Here is a 21491-nt window from a genome sequence, read left to right as displayed (position 1 = left end):
CCCGGTAGCTCGTCAGGCTCATAACCTGAAGGTCGCAGGTTCAAATCCTGCTCCCGCAACCAAATCTACAAAACACCACATGCAAGCGCCCCAACGGGCGCTTTTTGCTTTTGCGGCGCGCGTATTGGCCGTCGGGATTGCGCGTTCCGGGCCGCGTCGCGGCGCCGCGAGCAGGGCTCTGGTGTCGCAGCTGCCGTGACCCGATGTTCCGGAAATTCGCTACTCCCCTGCGTCATGCAAATGTCACCCAGCGGAAGCGTGATCGTCACAGAGCGCGCTTACCCCCGGGCGCAGAACAAGAACGGGGGACACCACAATGTTCAAGACAACCGGAGTCGCGATCGGCTCGCTGCTGCTTGCTTCGACCGCCTACGCCGCAACCGACATCACCTGGTGGCACGGCATGGGCGGCCGCAACGGCGAGGTGATCAACGAGATCTCGCAGCAGTTCAACGCCGCGCAGGATCAGTGCAACCTGACCCCGATCTCGAAGGGCACCTACGAAGAGGCGCTGTCGTCGGGCATCGCCGCCTTCCGTTCGGGCGAGCAGCCGAACATCCTGCAGGTGTTCGACGCCGGCGCCGCGACGATCATCGCCGCCAAGGGCGCGACGATTGCCGCCGAGGATCTGATCAAGGGCGCAGGCCAGGACTTCAACCGCGAAGACTTCATCGCCGGCGTGCGCAACTTCTACGCCGACAGCGACGGCAAGTTCATCGGCATGCCGTTCAACTCCTCGGCGCCGATCATGTACTACAACACCGCCGCCTTCGAGAAGGCCGGCGTGCAGCCGCCGAAGACCTGGGAAGAGTTCGAAGAGGTCGCCCCGAAACTGAAAGAGGCCGGCTACCTGCCGATGACCGCCTCGCAGCTGACCTGGATGATGGTCGAGAACTTCAAGTCGCGGAACAACCAGCAGTTCGCCACGAACAACAACGGGTATGACTCGACGCAGGGCACCGAGATCGTCGTCAACGACGAGAACCAGGTGATGATGTTCGAGAAGCTGAAGGAATGGGCCGACGCGGGTCTCTACGGCTTCTACGGCGCCGGCTGGGCCGACAACCTCAAGCCCTTCGAGGAAGGCGAGGCGGCGATGTGGATCGGCTCCTCGGGCAGCTTCGGCGGCCTGCAGAAGTCGGCGGACTTCGACTTCGGCGCGGTCTACATGCCCTATTGGGACAGCATCGAGGGCGCCGGCACCCAGAGCTTCATCGGCGGCGCGGCGCTCTTCGCCATGGCCGGCAAGCCGGAAGAGCAGAACACCTGCACGGCGCAGTTCTTCAGCTTCCTGACCTCGCCGGAAACGCAGGTCTACTGGCACAAGAACACCGGCTACGTGCCGATCACCGAGGCCGCCTACGAGATGGCCAAGGGTGAAGGCTACTACGACGAGCAGCCGGTGGCCGAGGTCGGCATCCAGCAGCTGATGCTGCCGGGCGGCGAGTGGTCGAAGGGCTACCGCCTGGGCTTCTACCCGCAGATCCGCACCGTGATGGAGCGCGAGTTCAACCGCATCTTCTCGGGCGAGACCGAGGTGAAGGCGGCCTTCGACACCATCCAGCAAGAGGGCAACGCGCTGCTCGAGCGCTTCGCCAAGACCGCCAACTAAGGACCGGCTCCGCCGAGTTCCGGGGTCCCGGGCCGCCGCCCGGGGCCCCGATGCCATTGCCGCGCCGCGCGGCGGCGCCTTTCCCGATCAGGACACAGCCCGTGACCGATACCCCGCTCAACATGGTGGAGGCCGACCGGACGCTGGTCATGCGCCTCCGCGCCTGGTGGTCCGGCGAGACCGCCACCCCCGCCAAGCGCGTGCAGTTTGATCGCCCGCTCACCCCCTGGCTCTTCCTGCTGCCGCAGCTCGCGGTGGTGGTGATCTTCTTCTACTGGCCCTCGGTGCAGGCGGTGACCTCCTCCTTCTACCTCGAGGACCCCTTCGGCTTCGGCGCGACCTTCGTCGGGATGGAGAATTACACCGACGCGCTGAACAGCTCGGAATACCTCGGCACCGCCGCTTTCACCGCCTTCTTCTGCGTGGTGGTAACCGCGCTGGCGCTGGGGATCGGGCTGCTTCTGGCGGTCAAGGCCGACAAGGTGATCCGCGGCGCCGAGAGCTACAAGACCCTGCTGATCTCGGTCTATGCCATCGCGCCGCCGGTCGCCGGGCTGATCGGCATGATGTTCTTCGACATGCACATGGGGCCGCTCAAGGACCTGGCGGCGTGGTTCGGCTATGATCTCAAGGTCGGCATCAACTACTGGGACACTGCCACCGCGCTCATCGTGATCGCCGTGTGGAAGCAGATCCCCTACAACTTCATCTTTTTCCTGTCGGGGCTGCAGTCGGTGCCCGTCTCGGTGCGCGAGGCGGCGCTGATCGACGCGCGCTCCGGTTGGCGGCGCTTCTGGGACATCACCCTGCCGCTGCTGGCGCCCACCGCCTTCTTCCTGCTGGTGATCAACATCACCTACACGATGTTCGACACCTTCCCGATCATCGACGTCATCGTGAAGGACAAGCCCGCCAACAACCCGATGACGCTGGTCTACAAGGTCTATCTCGACGGGTTCAAAGGCAACGACATCGGCGGCAGCTCGGCGCAGTCGGTGATCCTGATGGGCGTCGTGGCGCTGCTGACCGTGCTGCAGTTCCGCTTCCTCGAACGCCGCGTGCACTACGGATAGGCCCATGCAGAAGATCAAACCCTTCGATCACCTTATCCTCATCCTCGGCGCGCTGTTTCTCTGCGCCCCGGTGGTGATGGCGCTGATGTCCTCGACCCATACCGCGGTCGACGTCCATTCCAACGGCCTGTCTCTGCTGCCCGGCGGCAACGGCATCGAGACCTACACCAAGGTGCTGACCCACCGCGGCGGCTTCACCGGCGACGTCACCGGCCTGCTGATGCTGCGCAACTCGCTGATCATGGGGCTCGGCTTCGCGGTCGGGAAGATCGTGCTGTCGATGATGGCCGCCTATGCGCTGGTCTACTTCCGCTTCCGTTTCGCGACGCTGCTCTTCTGGGCGATCTTCGCGACGCTGCTCTTGCCGCTGGAAGTGCGGATCATGCCCTCCTACCAGGTCATGTCCGAGCTGCATCTGCTGAACACCTACACCGGGCTGATCGTGCCGCTGCTGGCCTCGGCCACGGGCACTTTCTTCTTCCGGCAGTTCTTCCGCTCGGTGCCCGACGAACTGCTCGAGGCGGCGCGGATCGACGGGGCGGGGCCGGTGAAATTCTTCATCGACGTGCTGGTGCCGCTGTCGAAGACGATGATGGCGGCGATCTTCATCATCATGTTCATCTACGGCTGGAACCAGTACCTCTGGCCGCTGCTGATGACCACGGACGAGAGCTTCTACACGCTCATGCGCGGCATCAAGTCGATCCTGCAGGTCTGGGTCGGCAGCCAGATCCCCGATTACAACGAAGCCTTTGCTCTTGCGGTGCTGGCCATGGTCCCCCCGGTTGCCGTGGTGGTGATCTTCCAGCGCATGTTCATCAAGGGCCTGACGGAAAGCGATAAATAATGGCTGAGCTTACTCTCAAGTCGGTCGGCAAGACCTATGCGGGCGGAGTCGATGCCGTCACGGACGTGACCATCGACATCAAGGACGGCGAGTTCATCGTTCTGGTCGGCCCCTCGGGCTGCGGCAAGTCCACGCTGCTGCGCATGGTGGCGGGGCTGGAGACGGTGACCCGCGGCGACGTTCAAATCGGCGGGCGGCGGGTGAATGATCTCGACCCGGCCGAGCGCGACATCGCCATGGTGTTCCAGAACTACGCGCTCTACCCGCACATGAGCGTGCGCGACAACATGGCCTACGGGCTGAAGAACCGCGGCGAGAGCAAGGCGGTGATCGAGGAGCGCGTCGCCGAGGCGGCGCGGATGCTCGAGCTTGGTCAATACCTCGACCGCAAGCCGCGCGCGCTCTCGGGTGGCCAGAGGCAGCGGGTGGCCATGGGCCGCGCCATCGTGCGCCAGCCCGCCGCCTTCCTTTTCGACGAGCCGCTGTCGAACCTCGACGCCAAGCTGCGGGTGTCGATGCGCATGGAAATCCGCAAGCTGCAGCAGCGGCTCGGGACGACCTCGCTCTACGTGACCCACGACCAGCTCGAGGCGATGACTCTCGCCGACCGGCTGGTGGTGCTGAACGGCGGCCGGATCGAACAGATCGGCGCGCCGCTCGAGGTCTACCGCAAGCCCGCCTCGACCTTCGTCGCCTCCTTCATCGGCGCACCGGCCATGAGCCTTCTCGATGCGCACATCGAGGGCGGTCAGCTCTTGCTGGAGGGCCACGCGCTGGCGCGCCTCGGCAACGCGGCGGGGCCTGTCACGCTGGGGCTGCGCGCAGAGGACCTCCGCATTGTCGACACCGGCCTGCCGATGCGGGTGGACTACATCGAGGAACTGGGCGCGCAGCGTATCATCCACGGCATGGTCGGCGATCAGGCGCTGGCGGTCACCGACACGCATGACACGCCGCTCGGGCCGGAGGTGCGCGTCGCGCTCGATCCGGCGAGGCTGCATCTCTTCGACGCGCAGACCGGGCGCCGCATGGACAAGCGGGTGGAGCAGGTCTCCGTGCCTGCATAGTCGCCCGGGAAGCGGCGGCACAGAGCGCCCCGGTTGAACTCAGGCTCAGGCCGCGCCGCGATCCGCCACGCGAGCATGGCCCGGTGAACGGGCCGGGCGCATGTCCCCTAGGCCCGCACCACGCCCTTCTTGAGGATGAGGTTGGCGTAGAGCCGGCGCTCGCCGGTGGCGACCACGGCGTAGGCCCGCTTGGCGCGTTCGTAGAAATCGAAGCGGTCGACCTGTTCGACCGTCACCGGCGCGCCCTCGGCCTCGGCGAGCAGTCGGTCGAACACATCGAAGATCTCGGGCCGCCCGTCAGGGCAGGCCATGACGGCGGCGGGGGCGTCGACGAAATCGTCGAGCGGCAACAGCGACAGGATCGCCTCGGCGGCGCGGTCGATGCCGAGGCCGGGCAGGCGCACCAGCCGTTGCGCGACCCGCGCGGCGGGGAAGTTGGCGTCGACGAGGACGATCTCGTCGCCGTGGCCCATGTCGCGCAGGATGGCGAGCAGATCCCCGGTGAGCAGCGGGTCGATGGTTTTCAGCATGGAGTCCTCCGGCAGCAATGCATGCCCTGCAAGGCACAGCAGGACAGGCTCGGAGGCAACAGGAAAATTCTGCGTGGCGCGGAACCTTTCCGGGACCGGGGCGTTTAATGCGGTCGGGAAAATAAGAAAAGCAGGGCCAGGCAGGGTGAAGGACTTCGTAGACGTCCCGGAGGTGCTCCGGGAAGCCAACCTCAGGGATGCGCTGCGCAGCGCGACCGCGGGGCCGCATCAGAGGCTCGACGCGGAACTTTCGCGTCTCGATCTTTCGGACAAACATGATCGCCGGGCGTTCTGCGACGTGCAGAGACGTGGTTTTACTCGGCTTGCCGAGGCCTGCGGCTGGGATGCCGCCGAGGCCAGCACGGCGCTGCGTGCCACGCTGGCGGCGCTCGACGACGATCTTGGACCGGCGTCCTCGCCGGGGCCGGGGCTAGACCTGCCGCTGCACGGCGATGCGGTGGCCTATCTGCTTCTCGGCTCCCAGCTTGGCGTGTCGGTGCTGCGCCGCGCGCTGCCCGAACCGCCCGTGCGCGGCTTCTTCGCCCTGGCCGGCGATCGCGTGGCCTGGCGCGCCTTCTGCCTGCGGCTTGGTGCCCGGCCTGCCACCGACTCCGAGGCGCAGCGGGTCCTGCGCGACGCCATCCGCGGCTTTTCCATCTTCGAACACGAGGCACGCGCCGTTCTGACCGCGCCTGCCAACGGAGCACCATGAACGACTCCTTCATCTCGACCGACACGCCCGTCGACCTGACCAATTGCGACCGTGAACCGATCCACCTACTGGGCAACGTGCAGAGCTTCGCCGCACTCGTCGCCATCTCGGCCGATTGGATCGTGCAGCACGTCTCGCGCAATGCCGGGCAACTTCTGGGGCTCGAGGCAGAGGAGCTGACGGGGCGCAGCTTCAGCGAGGTCATGCCCCGCGACACCGTCACCAAGCTGCGCGAAAAGCTCGGCGGCACCAGCCACGAGAACGCCGTGGCGCGGCTCTTCGGCTTCGATGTCTTCGGCGACGGGCGGCTGTTCGACGTCAGCGCGCATCAGTCCGGCTTGAGCTTCATCTTCGAGTTCGAGCCCAAGTCGCGCAGCGGCGAGCAGGACGAGCTGGCGCAGGTCACCCCCATGCTGCGGCGCGTCTCGGCGCAGAAGGACCTTGTCGGCGCCTCGGAAGAGGCGGCACGGCAGCTGCGCGCGCTGACCGGCTTCGACCGGGTGATGGTCTACCAGTTCGGCCCGGAGGGTGACGGCACGGTGATCGCCGAGGCCAAGGACGGCGGCGACGCCGAGACCTACCTCGGGCTGCATTTCCCGGCCTCCGACATTCCCCGCCAGGCGCGGGCGCTCTACAAGCGCAGCCTGCTGCGGTTGATCGCAGACGTCGATGACGAGGTCTCGCCCATCGTGCCGCAGCAGAGCCCCGAGGGTCAGCCTCTGGATCTCTCGCTGGCGATGTCGCGGGCGGTCTCGCCGATCCACCTCGAATACCTGCGCAACATGAAGGTGCGCGCCTCGATGTCGGTGTCGATCGTCATCCGCGGCGAGCTCTGGGGGCTGTTCGCCTGCCATCACCGCGCGCCGCTGCATGTCGACTATGAGCGGCGCACCGCGGTAGAACTGCTGGCGCAGTTCTTTGCCTACGAACTCGAGCGGCAGGAGGCCAAGGCGACCAGCGACACCGTCGGGCGGGCGCAGCGGTTGCACGACCGGCTGATGATGCAGGTCAGCTCGGGCGAGGGGCTGGTGGCGAGCCTGCCCAGCATCGCTCGCGAGATCGCCAAGGTGATCCCGCATGACGGCATCGCGCTCTATTCCGACGGCGAATACGTGACGCAGGGTCTGGCGCCCCCGAAGGAGCCGTTCCAGACCGTCGCACGTTTCCTCAACACCGCGGCTGCCAGCCGGGTCTATGCCACCGATTGCCTGTCGGCGCGGATGCCCTCGATGGAAAGCCTGCTGCCGGATTGCGCCGGTATCCTCGCCATTCCGGTCTCGCGCACGCCGCGCGACTACCTCGTTCTGTTCCGTTCCGAGGTGGTGCGGCAGGTGAACTGGGCCGGCAACCCCAACAAGCCGGTCGAGGTCGGCCCGCTTGGTGCGCGGCTGACCCCGCGCAAGAGCTTCGAGACCTGGCAGCAGGACGTGGCGGGCCGCTCGGAGACCTGGTCGACCACCGCGCTCAAGGCCGCCGAGTCGATCCGCGTGACGCTGCTCGAGGTGGTTCTGAAGCTCTCCGACGAGGTGAACGCCGAACGCAAGCGCGCTCAGGACCAGCAGGAGCTGCTGATCGCCGAACTCAACCACCGGGTGCGCAACGTGCTGGGGCTGATCCGCTCGCTGGTCGGCCAGTCGCGGCGCTCGGCGCAGACCATCGAGGAGTTCACCGCCGCGGTCGACGGGCGCATCCACGCGCTGGCGCAGGCGCATGACCAGCTGACCTCGACCGAGTGGCAGCCGGTGGCGCTGCGCGAGCTGCTCGAGGTCGAACTCGAGGCCTATATCGCCGGCGAGCAGGACCGGGTGACGATCACCGGCAGGCCGGTGCTGCTGGCGCCGGATGCCTTCTCGACCATGGCGCTGGTGCTGCATGAGCTGGTGACCAACTCGGTGAAATACGGCGCCCTCTCGGGGCCCGCGGGGCGGGTCGAGGTGGCGGTGGAGCGGCTGCCCGACGGCGTCGTGCGGATCGGCTGGACCGAACGCGGCGGCCCGGCGGTGCGCGCGCCGGAGCGGCGCGGCTTCGGCACCACGATCATCGAAAAGTCCATTCCCTTCGAGCTGAAGGGCAAGGCCGAGGTGCATTTCGAGGTGACCGGCCTGCGCGCCGAGTTCCTGCTGCCGGAGCGCTACGTGACCGACGCGCCCGAGGCCGAACCGGTCGCGGCTCGGGCGTCCGAGGGCGCGACGGTTGAGAGCGAGGGGCTCTCGGGCGTGGCGCTGGTGGTCGAGGACAACATGATCATCGCCATGGACGCCGCCGACATCCTGTCGGACCTCGGTGCCGAGACGGTGCACACCGCCTCGTCGGTGGCCGAGGCGCTGCGCATCATCGACGCGCATCCGGTGGCGGTGGCGGTGCTCGACGTGAACCTCGGATCGGAGACGAGCCTGCCGGTGGCCGAGATGCTGGCACGGCGCGGTGTGCCCTTCGTGCTGGCGAGCGGCTATGCCGGGCAGTCGGACTGGCTGTCGCGGTTCCCCAGCGCGCCGATGACCAGCAAGCCTTTCACCATCGAGACCCTGTCAAAGGCGGTCGGTCGGCTGACCTTGGGCTGACCTTGGGCGATCAGGCCTGAGACGGTTCGTCTGCCGGAGCAGGCGCGGAAGCGAGGCGCTCAGGCGGCTTGCTCGCCGTCCGTCGGGCCGCCGACCTGCCGACGCAGGCTTTCCACCGCTTGGGCGGCACGCTCGCCGGCCTCGGTGAGCGCTTCAGCGAGCGCCTCCGCGCGATCCTGATCGACGCCGCGGCGCAGGATGTTTGCGGCGCTGGTCGACACGGCGGTGAGGTTGTTGAGCGTGTGGAACAGCTCGCTGAGCGAGCCGAGCATCTGGCGGTCCTCAAAATCTTCGCGGGTCCGCCTGCCGCTGGGCGCCATGCCGGACATGAAGGACGACAGGGCGAGCACGCGGTCGACCTTGCCGTCCTTCCAGTCCAGCGGCACGATCTCCACTTCCCAGACGCTCGGACCGGCGTGTTCATGCACGAAGGTGCCGACGAAGCTCGCGGGCTTGCCTGCCAAGGCAGTGGCTATCGCGGCCTCGGCCTTGGCGCATTCCTCGCCCTCCCAGAAGCTGGTCCAGACCTGCCCACAGATCGCATCGGCATCCGTGTCGAGCAGCTCGAGGCCGCGTTTGTTCACGGCAACCACCTTGCCGTCTTGGTCGAGCACCTTGGCGCAGACGGTGGTGCGCTGCGCGAGATAGCCCATGACCGTCGAGAGAGCGGTCGCTTCGAGATCGGTTGTGGCGAGAATCATTGCGTGGTCCGTGGCCCTGGGACAGCAAGTTTACGGGGATCGAAATTACGGTAAGCCGAGGCGGCTTCGCAATGGTGATCTTGTGGCAGCGGGGATTTCTCTTCTTCACGAGCTGATGGGGCTGCGGCTTCGCCCTTTGGTTGATCTTGTCAGTGGAAGTCCCGGCTCGGGAACAGTTTCTTTGCCTGCTCGCGGGGATGCCGGGCGGCGCTGCCGCGGCGGCTGCCCCCGACCGGGCGGCGGGTTTCGTCGGCGCGGCCGTCGTTGCTCTCGATCGGGCCGAGGACCGGCACCGGTCCGCCGAGATCGAACAGCAGCTCCGACAGGTCCTCGACCGTCTCGGCGATGAGATGGGTCACCACGCCCTCGCGCTCGAGCCGCCCGGTGACGCGCAGCAGTCGGCCCGCGATCACCGCCTTGCGGAAGGTCTCGTAGATTTTCGTCCAGACCACCACGTTGGAGGTGCCGGTCTCGTCCTCCAGCGTCAGGAAGATCACCCCCGAGGCGGTGCCGGGGCGCTGGCGGGTGATGACGAGTCCGGTGACGGTGATGCGGTGGCGGTGGGGCACCTTGTCCATCTGCAGATGCGGCAGGCTTTCCGGCAGGCGCGGGCGCAAGAGTTCCATCGGGTGGGCACGCAGGCTCAGGCGCAGCGAGAGGTAATCCTCGACCACTTCCTGTCCGAGCGTCATCGCGGGCAGGATCACGTCGGGCTCCAGGTCACCCTCGCCATCGCCCCCGAAGAGCGGCAGGGGTTTCGGCGCCTGCAGCGCCTTGGCGGCCCAGAGCGCATCGCGCCGGGTGAGGCCGAGCGCGGCAAAACCGTCGCCCTCGGCCAGCCGCTCCAGCGTCGCGGGCTTCACCCCGGCGCGGCGCCAGAGGCTTTCCACATCGGGATAACCGTTGCCGCGCGCCGCGACGATCCACGCCGCATCCTCCTCGCGCAGCCCCTTGATCTGGCGGAAGCCGAGCCGCAGGGCGAGGCTGCCATCGGGGCGGGGCTCGAGCGTGTTGTCCCAGTCGGAATGGTTCACCGAGACCGGGCGCACCTCGACGCCGTGCTCGCGCGCGTCGCGCACCAGCTGGGCCGGGGCGTAGAAGCCCATGGGCTGCGAGTTGAGCAGGGCGCAGGTGAAGATCGCCTGGTGGTGCTTCTTCAGCCAGGCCGAGATGTAGACCAGCCGGGCAAAGCTGGCGGCGTGGCTTTCGGGAAAGCCATAGCTGCCGAAGCCCTCGATCTGGGCAAAGCAGCGCTCGGCGAAATCCCCGGCATAGCCGCGCGCCAGCATCCCCGACACGAACCGGTCGCGGAAGGCCCCGATGGTGCCCATGCGCTTGAAGGTGGCGAGCGAGCGGCGCAGCCGGTCGGCCTCGGCGGGGGTGAAGCCGGCGGCGACCACGGCAATCTGCATCGCCTGCTCCTGAAACAGCGGCACGCCGTAGGTGCGGCCCAGCACCTCCATCATCGCCGGGCCAAGGTCTTCGACCGGCTCCTTGCCCTGACGGCGGTTGATGAAGGGATGCACCATGCCGCCCTGGATCGGGCCGGGGCGGACGATGGCCACCTCGCACACGAGGTCATAGAAGCGCCGCGGCAGCATCCGGGGCAGGAAGTTCAGCTGCGCCCGGCTCTCCACTTGGAACACCCCGATGGCATCGGCACGGCAGAGCATGTCGTAGACCTTTGGGTCTTCGGCGGGGACGTTGGCCAGCGTCAGATGCTGGCCCCGGTGCTCGACCAGCAGCGAGAACGCCTTGCGGATGCAGGTCAGCATCCCCAGCGCGAGGATATCGACCTTCAAAAGTCCCAGCGCGTCGATGTCATCCTTGTCCCATTCGATCACCGTGCGGTCGTCCATCGCCGCGTTCTCGATCGGGCAAAGCTCGTCGAGCCGCCCCTGGGTGATGACGAAGCCGCCGACGTGCTGCGACAGGTGGCGCGGGAAGCCGATGATCTCCTCGATCAGCTTGGCGGTCATCAGCACCCGGTCGTCGGTGGGGTCGATCCCGGCGTCGCGCATCCGGTCCTCGTCGGGGGCGCTCGACGACCAGCCCCAGATCTGCCCCGAGAGCCTTGCGATCACGTCCTGGCTCAGCCCCATCACCTTGCCCACCTCGCGGATCGCCGCACGCGAGCGGAAGTGGATCACCGTGGCGGTGAGCCCGGCGCGCTCGCGGCCGTAGCGTTCGTAGATCCACTGGATCACCTCTTCGCGGCGCTCATGCTCGAAATCGACGTCGATGTCGGGCGGCTCGCCGCGTTCCTTGGAGATGAAGCGCTCGAAGATCAGCGTGATGCTCTCGGGCGGCACCTCGGTGACGCCGAGCAGGTAGCAGACCACCGAGTTGGCCGCCGAGCCGCGCCCCTGGCACAGGATGCCGCGCGAACGGGCAAAGGCGACGATGTCGTAGACCGTCAGGAAGTAGGAGGCGTAGCTCATCTCGCCGATCAGCCGCAGTTCCTTTTCCACCCGGTGCACGATCTTCGGCGGCGGGCCTGCGGGGTAGCGCCAGTGCAGCCCCTCGCGCGAGAGCCGGGCGAGCCGGTCCTGCGCCGGCTCGCCGTCCCGTGCCTCGTCGGGGTACTGGTACCGCAGCTCGTCGAGGCGGAAGGCGCAGCGACCCGAGATCTCGGTGGTGCGGCGCAGGGCGGCGGGGTAGCGGTGGAAGAGCCGGGCCATCTCGTCGCCGGACTTCAGCCGCCGCTCGCCGTTGGTCAGCCGCCGGCTGCCGATATTGTCGATGGTGCAGCCCTCGCGCAGGCAGGTCAGCACATCGGCCAGCGGGCGCCGGGCCGAGCGGTGCATGAGCGTGTCCCCCACGGCCACCAGCGGCAGGCCGGTCTGCTGCGACAGCCGCGCGAGGCGGTCGAGCCGGATCTGGTCGCGCCCGTCGTAGACTGGCGCGGCCCCGAGATAGGTGCGGCCGGGGCAGCGCCTCAGCATCTCGCGCAGCTCGGGGTCGGGGAGCGTGCGGGGTGCCCCGGGTTCCAGCGGGTCGGGCGGCAGGGCGATGAGGATCATCCCCTCGCAGGCGGCATGCAGGTCGGCGCGGGTGAGGTGACACGCGCCTTTCTCCGCCCGCCGCTTGCCCAGCGACAGCAGCCGCGTCAGCCGCGCCCAGGCGGCGATGTCGCAGGGCAGGGCGAGCCACTCGAGCGGGCTGTCGGACAGCACCAGCCGCGCCCCCGCGATGAGCCGGGGCAGCGGGCGTTCGGGCGGCAGCAGCGGCGCGGCACCGGGCGGCACCTGGGCCACGCGCTGGCGGCTCGACGGATCGGTCAGAGACTGCGAACGGATCGCCGGGGCCTCGCGCGCTGCCGCTTCCGCCGCCTCGCGGGCCTCGCCCTGCAGCCGCTCCAGCTCCTTCAGCGCCGAGAAGGCGCGCACCACCCCGGCCACCGAGTTGCGGTCGGTGATGGCGATCGCCTCGAGGCCCAGTTCGGCGGCGCGGGTGACTAGCTCCTCGGGGTGGGAGGCGCCGGTGAGGAAGGTGAAGTTGCTGGTGACGCAGAGCTCTGCATAGGGGGTCATGGCAAGTTCCTCATGCGAATTCCCCCTGCACGAACCAGTCCTGCGCACCGCCCGCGTCCCAGCCCGCCACCTGCGGCGTGTGGAACAGCCAGAGCCGCGGCCCCTCGCGCGTCTCGATGCGCCAGTAATCGCGGAGGCCGGAGCGCCAGGCGGGATCGTCGAACCACCACTCGGGGGCGATCCGTTCCGGCCCGGTGGCGCGCAGGGTGGAAAAGTGCATGTTGCGCCAGCGGAACTGCGCGGGGGGATGGCCGGGCTGCGCGCCGCGCGCGCTGCTGACCATCTCGGGCGGAAACAGGAGCTGCGGCCGCGGCGGGCCGCGCCGGGCGGGGGACTCTTCGGCGGCGCTGTAGGCGGCGGGGGCAAGCAGGAAGCTCCGCTCGGGGATGGTGCTGTCGGCGGGCAGCAGGCGCTGCACGGCGTCGAAGCCGAGCCGATTGCCGAGCCGCGAGATGAGATCGGCCAGCGCATCCTCGCTCCGCAGCTTCGGCCCGCCCGGCCCCAGCTGCTCGGGCGGCAGTTTTTCCGTCACCTCGGCGCAGAGCCGCAGCGCGTCGATGCCGAAGCCTGCCTCGACCTCGGCCACGCCTTTCTCGAAGAGCGCGGCGATACGGGCGGGGTCGCGCATGGGCCGGGCAAGGCCGACCCGCACATGCGCCGTCTCGCGGTCGACCCGGCGCAGCTCCAGCAGCACCCGGCGCGCGCCGTGCTGGTGGTGGGTGAGCAGGGCGCAGAGCCGCTCGAGCAGGCGCGCGAGACCGGCCATGACGTCCTCCTGCAGACCGATGGGCTCGGGCAGGGTCATGCGCACGCCGAAATGCGGCGCCTCGCGCTCGGCGTCCACCGGCTCGGGGCGGGTGCCGAGCGCCTGGTCGAGCCGCATCACCAGCGCCGGGCCGAAGCGTTTCGCCAGCGGCGCGCGGGGCAGGTGCACGAGATCGGCGATGCGCGAGAGCCCGACGCGGGAGAGCGTGGCGGCGGTCTCGTGGTCGATGCGCAGGGCCGAGACCGGCAGCGGCCCCAGCCCCTCGGCCAGCGCGCCCTCGGGCAGCAGGCCGCCGCCGTTGCGGGCCAGCGCATGCGCGGCGCCGCGGGTGCCGGCGATGGCGCTCTGGGCGGCCAGCCCCACGCGGTCGAGCCGGTCGTGCAGATCGGCGCGCAAAGCCGCCTCGCCGCCAAAGAGATGCGGCACCCCGGTGATGTCGGCGATCAGCCCGTCGGCGCCGTCGCGGGCCACCAGAGGCGCGTAGCGCCCGGCCCAGCGGCGCAGCCCGGCCAGCGCCGCGGCCTCGCGCGCCAGGTCGGCGGGGCGGGTGGCGAGATCGGGGCAGATGGCACGGGCATCGGCCAGCGCCATGCCGCGCGCCAGCCCGTGCGCCTGCGCCAGCGGGGAGACGCAGTGCAGGTGATCGGAATTGCCCGACCGCAGGGTCAGGGCAAAGGGCCCCTCAAGGGGGCGTTTCCGCAGGCTCGTGTCGCTCGCCAGCCGCGGAAACCAGATGGAAAGCAGACGTCTCGCCACGCCAATCCACGGTCCAGAGTTTCAGTGTTCCCCTTTTGTTCTTGATAAGCTCCCACTGCTGCAGAGTCGAGTCCGGCGCTGGGCTGGGCAGCTGTTCGCAGGCCCAGCGTGTCTCGGCGGCATTGCTGCCCTGGCCGCTCTGGATGAGCATGAGCCCGGTGGTTTTCCCGGCCTCGGCCGCCAGCTGCAGTCGCCGCCCGGCGGTAAGCGACAGGAGCTCTCCCGGCTCGGCCACCACCAGCCCCACGGCGGGGCAGCGCAGCGCCTCCTCGGCGGTCCAGAGAAGATCGGTCTCGCTTTGCGTCCGCACCAGGTGCAGCCGTGCCCCGACGCCCTCGGGCAGGCCGCTCAGCAGCGGGCTCTGCGGGGCGTGTCGCGGCAGGATCCAGATCAGCGGCCCCTCGTGGCGCGTTGCCTGGAACAGCGCGAAGCCGCGCCGGGCACGCCCCTCGGCCTCATGCACCCGGGCGGGGCAGAGGGCGAGGGGGTCGGCCTCGGCAAGAGGCGCGCTGGCGGGCAGGGGACGCATGGGGACGGTGGCAGCAGAGTCGGAAATAGGGGTGTGAATGAGAACATTGCCAGAACATTCGGCCCGAGGAAAGCACCGGACGGCCCGCCACCGGGGATCGTGATCCGCAGGCTGGCGGGCGCCACGCCCGGCTTTTCTTCTAGGCAGAAATATCCCCGCCGGAGGCAGGATCGCAGGGCGATCCTCCAGCTCCTCGGTGCCCGTGTCTCAGCCCCGGCTGTCGGGCAGCGAGATATTCGCGACCTGCTCGGCAATCGGGTCGGTGCTCAGCGGGTGGGTTTCGGAGGCGTAGTCGTCGTCTCCGCGCATCGGCTCCCAGCGGCCGCGGCGGTAGATCTCCAGCGCCGAGAACTGCGCCTTGTAGCCCATCTTCGGAGAGCCGGGCACCCAGTAGCCGAGATAAACGTAAGGAAGCCCCGCCTCGCGGGCGATGTCGATGTGATCGAGGATCATCCAGGTGCCGAGCCCCGCCTTGGGCAGTTCGGGGTCGTAGAAGGAATAGACCATGGACAGCCCGTCATCGAGCACGTCGGTGAGGCAGACCGCCGCCAGATCGCCCCGCTCGCCGTCGGTGTATTCGACAACGCGGCTGCGGATCGGCGTCTCCTCGATCATCGCGGCGAACTCGAAGATGTCCATGTCGGCCATGCCGCCATCCGCGTGGCGCGCATCGAGGTAGCGGCGGAACAGCTCGAACTGGTCCTCGGTGGCCCAGGGGCTCGAGGCACGGCGGCGCAGGTGGGCATTGCGCCTCAGCGAGCGGCGCTGGCTCTTGGAGGGCGCAAAGCGCCGCACGTCGATCCGCGCCGAGAGGCAGGCGGAGCACTCGGAACAGGAGGGGCGGTAGAGCACGTTCTGAGACCGGCGGAACCCCTGCTTGGACAGGCTGTCGTTGAGCTTCTCGGCGCTGTCCCCCTGCAGGGCGGTGAACAGCTTTCGCTCCATCCGGCCCGGCAGATAGGGGCAGGGTTGCGGCGCCGTGACGTAGAATTGCGGCGCAAGGGGCAGCGAGTGGCGCATTTCGGAACCGTCCGGGCTGGTGGAGAGAAAAACGTAACAACGAAAATCGCCGTCGCCAACCCCACGTCACCTTACACATGCGGCAATCACGATCTTGCGACCGCCCGGGCGCGGGACTCTGCCGACGGGGCGGGCTTTTGCACCGCGAAAGACCTCTGACGGATGAACAATCGAGCGCTGGGCGGCGCTTCGGGCCCGCGTGGGCCTGCCGCATGAAGACGGGGGCCGAAGCCCCCGCGCGTCCAAGTCAAAGCTGAAGGCCCCGAGAGGGCGCGTCTGCGCGGCGCCGGATGTCAGAGCGCGCGGCGGTTCAGCGCCACGGTGCCGAGCGCAAGGTCGGTCAGGCCCTGGCCGCGCTCGGTGGCCAGCATGCAAACGATCGACACGATCTGCAGCGGTGCGAACGACACGGAGACCGTGTAGCCCAGCGTGTGCAGCAGCGCCTGCGGCAGGCCGAAGCGCTGGCCCTGCCAGTCGCGGAACTCGATGGCCATGAGGCGCATGCCCCAGGTCGCCGAGCCGGTCGCCAGCGTCGCCACGCGGTAGCCGAAGCTGACCACCAGCCAGATGGCGAAGAAGATGAACACCCCGAGGAAGGCGGTGAACAGCAGGGCGATGAACACCAGAAGGGCAACGATCATCGTGTCGATGACCCAGGCCATGCCGCGCTTGAGCGCGACACTCTCGTAGAAGGCGCGCTGGTGCACCGGGTCGGGAAGCTGGGAATAGGTCGCGTTGGGATACATGTGTCTCTCGCTCGGGCTGTCCGTCTCGGGCGGGGTCAGGCGTGTGGGGGTTACGGGTCAGGTGGGAATGATGCCCGGAAAAGTCCAGAGGGCAAGCTCCCGGGGCGTGCTCGAGCCATGGCCCGTGCCGGGCCATGGCTGTGCGCTGCGCAGGCGATCAGGCTTCCGCGATCTCGCCCTTTTCGTGCGCGTCGCGGGCCTTGCGGTCGCGTTCGTCCATGAACTGGTCGAACTCGGCCTTGTCACGGGCTTCGCGCAGGCGCTGCAGGAAGTCCTCGAAGCTCTTCTGCTCGTCCTCGAGGCGGCGCAGCGTGTCGGCCTTGTAGGCGTCGAAGGCGGCGTTGCCGCTGGGGCGCATGGCGTTGAAGCCTTGCTGGAACGCGGCGTGACGGTTGCTGTGGCGATTGCGGCAGGACTTTCCGAACATGCGTTTGCTCCAGATCATGTAGGCCAGAAGGGCGAGCCCGATCGGCCAGAAGAAGATGAAACCGAGGATCATGGCGACGATCCACGCGGGTTTGCCCCGCTGGTCGAGCCAGAACTCGGCACGGCGCAGCCAGCCGGGGTTGGCGGGCTGGGTGTAGTGCTGCGAGGCGGCGGTCATGGGTCGTTTCCTTTCGGTTCGATGTGATGTGAATGGTCTTCACATTAACGAAGATCGGTATTCGACCCGCTCCCTTCAAGGGGTGATGTGAAAGGTTTTTACATTTTTCGCGCCGGGCGGTCTGGGCGGTCTGGGCGGGCTGGGCGACCGGGAAAGGCGCGACCTGCGCTGGGCGCGGGGCCTAGCGGACTCGCCCCGTCCAGCTCGCCACCGCCGACGCCGCGTCGGCGAGGTTGTCCTCGTGGCTGAGCCCGCTTACCCGCTTGCGCGGCTTGAGGTCGTGGTCGCCATCCTCCAGCCAGTGCAGGGAGATGCGGTCCGACAGCGCATAGCCCGCCACCTCCTCGCGCGTGCCAAAGGGGTCGCGCGTGCCCTGGCAGATCAGCGCGGGCGTTTGCAGCGCCGCAAGGTGCGCCGTGCGCAGCGTCTCGGGCTTGCCGATGGGGTGGAACGGATAGCCGAGACAGACCAGCCCGGTGATCGTGCCCGCCGCGAAGAGGTCATCCGCGATCAGGCTCGCGACCCGCCCGCCCATGGACTTGCCGCCGATGAACAGCGGGCCGTCGCAGGACAGGGCCTCGACCGCCGCCCGGTATTCCTCCTGCAGCAGCGCGACCTTCGGCGGGGGCCGTTTCGAGCCGCCGCTGCGCCGCTGCGCCATGTAGCCGAACTCGAAGCGCACGACCCGCAGTCCGTGCGTTGCCAAGAGCGCCGCCATATGCGCCATGAAGTCGCTGTCCATCGCGGCGCCCGCGCCGTGGGCGAGCATCACCGTGGGGCGGTCAGGCCCGTCACCATCGGTCAGAAACGCCACGCCGGTCACTCGGTGAACTCCGCCGCCACCGCGCCCGTGAGCCCGGGCAGAACGTGGGCGTCGAGTGCAAAGAGGTGCCGCGGCGTGCCTGCCGCCGCCCAGACCTGCGCGAACTCCAGCAGCCGCGGGTCGATCCACGCCCGGATCGGCGACAGATGCCCGACCGGCGAGACACCCCCGATGGCGAAGCCGGTCTGGCCGCGGATCAGCGCCGCATCCGCCTTGCCCAGCGGCTCGCCCGCCAGCGCCGAGGCCTTCTCGGCGCAGACCCGGTTGCCGCCCGCCGTGAGGAACAGCACCGCCGCGCCGCTCTGCTCGGCGCGGAAGATGATCGACTTGGCGATCTGGTCGATCTCGCAGCCCACCGCATCGGCTGCCTCCTGCGCGGTGCGGGCCTTTTCGACCTCGAGGATCTCCACCGGCAGCCCGGCGTCCTCAAGCGCCGCGCGCACCCGTTTCAGGCTCTTGCTCATGCTCGTCTCCTGTCTCTCTGGCCCCGAGGCATAGCCGCCCCAGCGGCGCCGCGGCAAGCCGCCAGAGTGCAGACGGCATTGCACAAAGCCGCCAGTCGTGGCCATCTGCCGCCATGAGCCTTGCGAATGCGATCACCCGCCTGCCACGCCCCTTCGAGCCCGCCCTCGGCCAGGAGGCGCGCGCCGCCGTGCCCTGGGCCTCGGGGGCCGTCGCCGAACTGATCGAGGGCACGGGCGGCTCCAGCCCCTATCTCGCCGGGCTGATCCGCAAGGAGGGCGCCTGGCTCGAAGGCGCGGTCGAGGCGCCGCAAGAGGCGCTGGCGGCGCTTTTCGACGCGCTGCGCAACGCCGAGGGCGATCCCGGCGTGCCGCTGCGCGAGGCCAAGCGCCGGGTCGCGCTGCTGGTCGGACTGGCGGACCTCGGTGGCGCCTGGCCGCTGGAGCAGGTCACCGGCACGCTCACCGACTTCGCCGACCTCGCCACGCAGCTCGCCCTGCGCGAGGCCATCGCCCGCGAGGTGAAGCGCGGCAAGCTGCCCGGCGCCACCGAGGAGGATATCGCCACCGCCGGCGGGATGGTGGTCTTTGCCATGGGCAAGATGGGCGCGGGGGAGCTCAACTACAGCTCCGACATCGACCTCATCTGCCTGTTCGACGAGACCCGCTTCGACCGCGACGACTTCCACGAGGCCCGCGCCGCCTTCATCCGCGCCACCAAGCGCATGAGCGCCACGCTCAACGACCTGACCGGCGAGGGCTATGTCTTCCGCACCGACCTGCGGCTGCGCCCGGACCCCGCCGTCACCCCGGTCTGCATGGCGATGGAGGCGGCGGAGCGCTACTACGAGAGCCTCGGCCGCGCCTGGGAGCGCGCCGCCTGGATCAAGGCCCGGCCCTGCGCCGGCGATCCCGACGCGGGCGCGCGCTTTCTCGAGTCGCTGCGGCCGTTCGTCTGGCGCAAGCACCTCGATTTCGCCGCGATAAAAGACGCCCACGACATGCGTCTGCGCTACCGCGAGACCAAGGGGCTCTCGGGGCCGATCACTCTGCCGGGGCACAACATGAAGCTGGGCCGCGGCGGCATCCGCGAGATCGAGTTCTTCACCCAGACCCGGCAGATCATCGCTGGCGGGCGCGATCCCGCGCTGCGTGTGCGCGGCACGGTGCCGGGGCTGCGGGTGCTGGCCGAGACCGGCTGGGTGCCGCAGCGGGTGACGGACACGCTGACGGAGCACTACCGTGCGCATCGCGAGATCGAGCACCGCATCCAGATGGTGCAGGACGCGCAGACCCACGCGCTGCCAAGTGGCGAGGAGGGGTTCGCCCGGCTCGCCGCCCTCTGCGGGCGCGACCTTTCCGAGCTGAAGACCGACCTCAGGGCCCGGCTCGAGGAGGTGCACGAGCTGACCGAGGGCTTCTTTGCCCCGGAAAGCCGCGGCGAGCCCACCGCCGCCTCGCCGCTGGAGGACAGCCCGCTGGTGGCACGCTGGCCAAGCTACCCGGCGCTGCGGTCGAGCCGCGCGGTGGAGATTTTCAACCGTCTGCGCCCGGAAATCCTCTGCCGCCTCGGCCGTGCCGCCCGCCCCGAGGAGGCGCTGACCGCCTTCGACGGCTTCCTCGCCGGGCTGCCGGCGGGGGTGCAGCTCTTCTCGCTATTCGAGGCCAACCCGCAGCTCGTCGATCTGCTGGTCGACATCGTCTCGGTCTCGCCCGAGCTGGCACTGCACCTGTCGCGCAACGCGCAGGTCTTCGACGCGGTGATCGGCGGCGATTTCTTCGCGCCCTGGCCGGGGGTGGCGGCGCTCACCGCCGATCTGGCGCAGGTGCTCGCGCGGGAGGATGACTACGAGCGCCAGCTCGACCAGGCCCGGCGCTGGCAGCACGAGTGGCACTTCCGCATCGGCGTGCACCTGCTGCGCGGCATCTCCGAGCCGCAGGAAGCGGGCAAGCACTACGCCGAACTGGCCGAGGCGACGCTGGCCGCGCTGACCCCGGTGGTGCAGGCGGAATTCGCCCGCAAGCACGGCGATGCCCCGGGCCGCGGCGCGGTGGTGGTCGGCATGGGCAGCCTCGGGGCGGGGCGGCTGCACGCGCATTCCGACCTCGATCTCATCGTGATCTACGACGCCAACGGGGTCGAGGCCTCGGAGGGCCGCCGCCCGCTGCCCGCGCGCACCTACTACGCCCGGCTGACCCAGGCGCTGATCACCGCGATGACGGCGCCGATGGCCGAGGGGCGGCTCTACGAGATCGACATGCGCCTGCGCCCCTCGGGCAACCAGGGGCCGGTGGCGACCTCGCTCACCGCCTTCACCGAGTACCAGCGCGAGAACGCCTGGGTCTGGGAGCACCTGGCGCTGACCCGCGCCCGGGTCATGGCCGGGCCGCAGGATCTGGCGGCCGAGGTCGAGGCGCGGCGGCGCGAACTGCTGGCCGCCCCGCGCGGCCGGGAGGAGGTGTTGTCGGAACTGGCGAAGATGCGCGCCCGCATTGCCGCTGCCAAGGGCGCCGGCGATCCCTGGGATCCGAAACTGGGGCAGGGCCGGATGCAGGACATCGAATTGGTCGGCCAGGCCGGGGCGCTGCTCTCGGGGCAGGCGCCGCGGCGCACCGCGCGCGGCCTCGCGGCGGCGGCGCAGGACGGCTGGCTGGGCCGCGCCGAGGCCGATCACCTCGCCGCCACCTACCGGCTCTGCTGGGCGCTGCAGATCGGCGCGCGGCTGATCACCGAGGGCCGGCTCGATCCCGACGAACTGGGGGTCGGCGGCTGCACCTTCCTCAGCAGCCTCGCCGGGGTCGACGGCCCGGACGCCCTGCGCGCGAAGCTCGACGAGATGACCAGCCGCGCCGCGGCGATCATCGACGCCGCCCTGCCGGGGCCTGCCGCATGAAGGGCGATGCGCTCGACCCCAAGGCGCTGATCGCCGAAGCCTACCGGATCGAGGGCATCAGCCTCGAGGAATGCCGCTCGATCTTCCTCGACTGGGCGCTGTCGCTGCCCGAGGGGACGGATCCGCAGGCGGCGCTCGACGGCTTGCTGGCGCGCCACGGCACGCCGGGCCACCCGATGACGCGGGTGATGACCGACGGGCGTGCCCCGGCGCGGCCACGTCGCCGCGGAGGCCGCGCGGCGCGGCGCTCCTGACG

18 protein-coding genes are annotated in these 21491 nt (G+C 69.2%); 8 read left to right on the top strand and 10 right to left on the bottom strand.

The features are described 5' to 3' along the window. The first annotated feature begins 316 nt into the window (after positions 1–316). From LC039_RS14535 to LC039_RS14520, 4 genes are all read left to right on the top strand, one after another. Positions 317–1612 carry an extracellular solute-binding protein gene (locus LC039_RS14535; RefSeq protein ID WP_226625535.1) on the top strand — a complete coding sequence of 432 codons (1296 nt, stop codon included), beginning with the start codon at positions 317–319 and terminating at the stop codon, positions 1610–1612. Between the two features lie 101 nt (positions 1613–1713). Beyond that, a complete protein-coding gene (locus LC039_RS14530) occupies positions 1714–2685 on the top strand; it encodes an ABC transporter permease subunit (protein WP_226625528.1) in 972 nt (323 codons plus the stop codon). 4 nt (positions 2686–2689) lie between these two features. Further along, a complete protein-coding gene (gene ugpE / locus LC039_RS14525; RefSeq protein ID WP_226625527.1) occupies positions 2690–3532 on the top strand; it encodes a sn-glycerol-3-phosphate ABC transporter permease UgpE in 843 nt (280 codons plus the stop codon). Beyond that, the gene (locus LC039_RS14520; RefSeq protein WP_226625524.1) at positions 3532–4599 is read left to right on the top strand and encodes a sn-glycerol-3-phosphate import ATP-binding protein UgpC; all 1068 of its coding nucleotides are present in this window, start codon (positions 3532–3534) and stop codon (positions 4597–4599) included. The genes ugpE and LC039_RS14520 overlap by 1 nt, the downstream gene beginning before the upstream one ends. Positions 4600–4706: 107 nt before the next feature. Here LC039_RS14520 and LC039_RS14515 read toward each other — a convergent pair whose 3' ends face one another. Continuing rightward, the gene (locus tag LC039_RS14515) at positions 4707–5129 is read right to left on the bottom strand and encodes an RbsD/FucU family protein (RefSeq protein ID WP_226625521.1); all 423 of its coding nucleotides are present in this window, start codon (positions 5127–5129) and stop codon (positions 4707–4709) included. A 298-nt stretch (positions 5130–5427) separates the two neighbouring features. Here LC039_RS14515 and LC039_RS14510 point away from each other — a divergent pair, with 298 nt between their 5' ends. Next, the gene (locus tag LC039_RS14510; protein WP_226625519.1) at positions 5428–5841 is read left to right on the top strand and encodes a hypothetical protein; all 414 of its coding nucleotides are present in this window, start codon (positions 5428–5430) and stop codon (positions 5839–5841) included. Next, positions 5838–8402: an HWE histidine kinase domain-containing protein gene (locus LC039_RS14505; protein ID WP_226625516.1), complete on the top strand. Its 2565-nt coding sequence runs from the start codon at positions 5838–5840 to the stop codon at positions 8400–8402. Before LC039_RS14510 ends, LC039_RS14505 begins: the two co-directional genes overlap by 4 nt. 59 nt (positions 8403–8461) lie before the next feature. On the opposite strand, the gene LC039_RS14500 is transcribed toward LC039_RS14505, so the two are convergent. From LC039_RS14500 to LC039_RS14460, 9 genes are all read right to left on the bottom strand, one after another. Beyond that, positions 8462–9103, bottom strand: a complete 642-nt coding sequence (locus tag LC039_RS14500; protein WP_226625512.1) for a PAS domain-containing protein — start codon at positions 9101–9103, stop codon at positions 8462–8464. Between the two features lie 149 nt (positions 9104–9252). After that, positions 9253–12636, bottom strand: coding sequence for an error-prone DNA polymerase (locus tag LC039_RS14495; protein WP_226625509.1), 3384 nt, complete (start codon positions 12634–12636; stop codon positions 9253–9255). Positions 12637–12646: 10 nt separating this feature from the next. Further along, on the bottom strand, positions 12647–14158 hold the full coding sequence (locus LC039_RS14490; RefSeq protein ID WP_226625506.1) for a Y-family DNA polymerase: 1512 nt from the start codon (positions 14156–14158) through the stop codon (positions 12647–12649). Next, entirely contained in the window at positions 14085–14687 is a 603-nt protein-coding gene (locus tag LC039_RS14485; protein WP_226625494.1) for an ImuA family protein, read from the bottom strand. The genes LC039_RS14490 and LC039_RS14485 overlap by 74 nt, the downstream gene beginning before the upstream one ends. Positions 14688–14894: 207 nt before the next feature. Beyond that, positions 14895–15707 (bottom strand): arginyltransferase, encoded by an 813-nt coding sequence (locus tag LC039_RS14480; protein ID WP_226625487.1) that lies wholly within the window; start codon positions 15705–15707, stop codon positions 14895–14897. A 293-nt stretch (positions 15708–16000) separates the two neighbouring features. Further along, positions 16001–16453: an RDD family protein gene (locus LC039_RS14475; protein WP_226625485.1), complete on the bottom strand. Its 453-nt coding sequence runs from the start codon at positions 16451–16453 to the stop codon at positions 16001–16003. A 157-nt stretch (positions 16454–16610) separates the two neighbouring features. Beyond that, positions 16611–17057: a DUF2852 domain-containing protein gene (locus tag LC039_RS14470; protein ID WP_226625482.1), complete on the bottom strand. Its 447-nt coding sequence runs from the start codon at positions 17055–17057 to the stop codon at positions 16611–16613. A gap of 181 nt (positions 17058–17238) precedes the next feature. Continuing rightward, positions 17239–17871, bottom strand: coding sequence for an alpha/beta family hydrolase (locus LC039_RS14465; RefSeq protein WP_226625479.1), 633 nt, complete (start codon positions 17869–17871; stop codon positions 17239–17241). 5 nt (positions 17872–17876) lie between these two features. Continuing rightward, positions 17877–18344, bottom strand: a complete 468-nt coding sequence (locus tag LC039_RS14460; protein WP_226625477.1) for a YbaK/EbsC family protein — start codon at positions 18342–18344, stop codon at positions 17877–17879. 113 nt (positions 18345–18457) lie between these two features. Between LC039_RS14460 and LC039_RS14455 the strand changes: the two genes are divergently transcribed. Further along, entirely contained in the window at positions 18458–21235 is a 2778-nt protein-coding gene (locus tag LC039_RS14455) for a glutamine-synthetase adenylyltransferase (protein WP_226625474.1), read from the top strand. Next, positions 21232–21489: a hypothetical protein gene (locus LC039_RS14450; protein ID WP_226625471.1), complete on the top strand. Its 258-nt coding sequence runs from the start codon at positions 21232–21234 to the stop codon at positions 21487–21489. Before LC039_RS14455 ends, LC039_RS14450 begins: the two co-directional genes overlap by 4 nt. Positions 21490–21491: the final 2 nt, after the last annotated feature.

The sequence above is a fragment of the Alloyangia pacifica genome (assembly GCF_020524285.1).
Lineage (GTDB): Bacteria > Pseudomonadota > Alphaproteobacteria > Rhodobacterales > Rhodobacteraceae > Salipiger > Salipiger pacificus_B.
This window is presented reverse-complemented; position numbering and strand designations above follow the sequence as displayed.

Excerpts from the sequence above, each read along its gene's own strand:
- LC039_RS14535 (WP_226625535.1), top strand. The coding sequence starts at position 317 with ATGTTCAAGACAACCGGAGTCGCGATCGGCTCGCTGCTGCTTGCTTCG.
- ugpE (WP_226625527.1), top strand. The coding sequence starts at position 2,690 with ATGCAGAAGATCAAACCCTTCGATCACCTTATCCTCATCCTCGGCGCG.
- LC039_RS14520 (WP_226625524.1), top strand. The coding sequence starts at position 3,532 with ATGGCTGAGCTTACTCTCAAGTCGGTCGGCAAGACCTATGCGGGCGGA.
- LC039_RS14515 (WP_226625521.1), bottom strand. The coding sequence starts at position 5,129 with ATGCTGAAAACCATCGACCCGCTGCTCACCGGGGATCTGCTCGCCATC.
- LC039_RS14505 (WP_226625516.1), top strand. The coding sequence starts at position 5,838 with ATGAACGACTCCTTCATCTCGACCGACACGCCCGTCGACCTGACCAAT.
- LC039_RS14500 (WP_226625512.1), bottom strand. The coding sequence starts at position 9,103 with ATGATTCTCGCCACAACCGATCTCGAAGCGACCGCTCTCTCGACGGTC.
- LC039_RS14495 (WP_226625509.1), bottom strand. The coding sequence starts at position 12,636 with ATGACCCCCTATGCAGAGCTCTGCGTCACCAGCAACTTCACCTTCCTC.
- LC039_RS14485 (WP_226625494.1), bottom strand. The coding sequence starts at position 14,687 with ATGCGTCCCCTGCCCGCCAGCGCGCCTCTTGCCGAGGCCGACCCCCTC.
- LC039_RS14480 (WP_226625487.1), bottom strand. The coding sequence starts at position 15,707 with ATGCGCCACTCGCTGCCCCTTGCGCCGCAATTCTACGTCACGGCGCCG.
- LC039_RS14475 (WP_226625485.1), bottom strand. The coding sequence starts at position 16,453 with ATGTATCCCAACGCGACCTATTCCCAGCTTCCCGACCCGGTGCACCAG.
- LC039_RS14470 (WP_226625482.1), bottom strand. The coding sequence starts at position 17,057 with ATGACCGCCGCCTCGCAGCACTACACCCAGCCCGCCAACCCCGGCTGG.
- LC039_RS14460 (WP_226625477.1), bottom strand. The coding sequence starts at position 18,344 with ATGAGCAAGAGCCTGAAACGGGTGCGCGCGGCGCTTGAGGACGCCGGG.
- LC039_RS14455 (WP_226625474.1), top strand. The coding sequence starts at position 18,458 with ATGAGCCTTGCGAATGCGATCACCCGCCTGCCACGCCCCTTCGAGCCC.
- LC039_RS14450 (WP_226625471.1), top strand. The coding sequence starts at position 21,232 with ATGAAGGGCGATGCGCTCGACCCCAAGGCGCTGATCGCCGAAGCCTAC.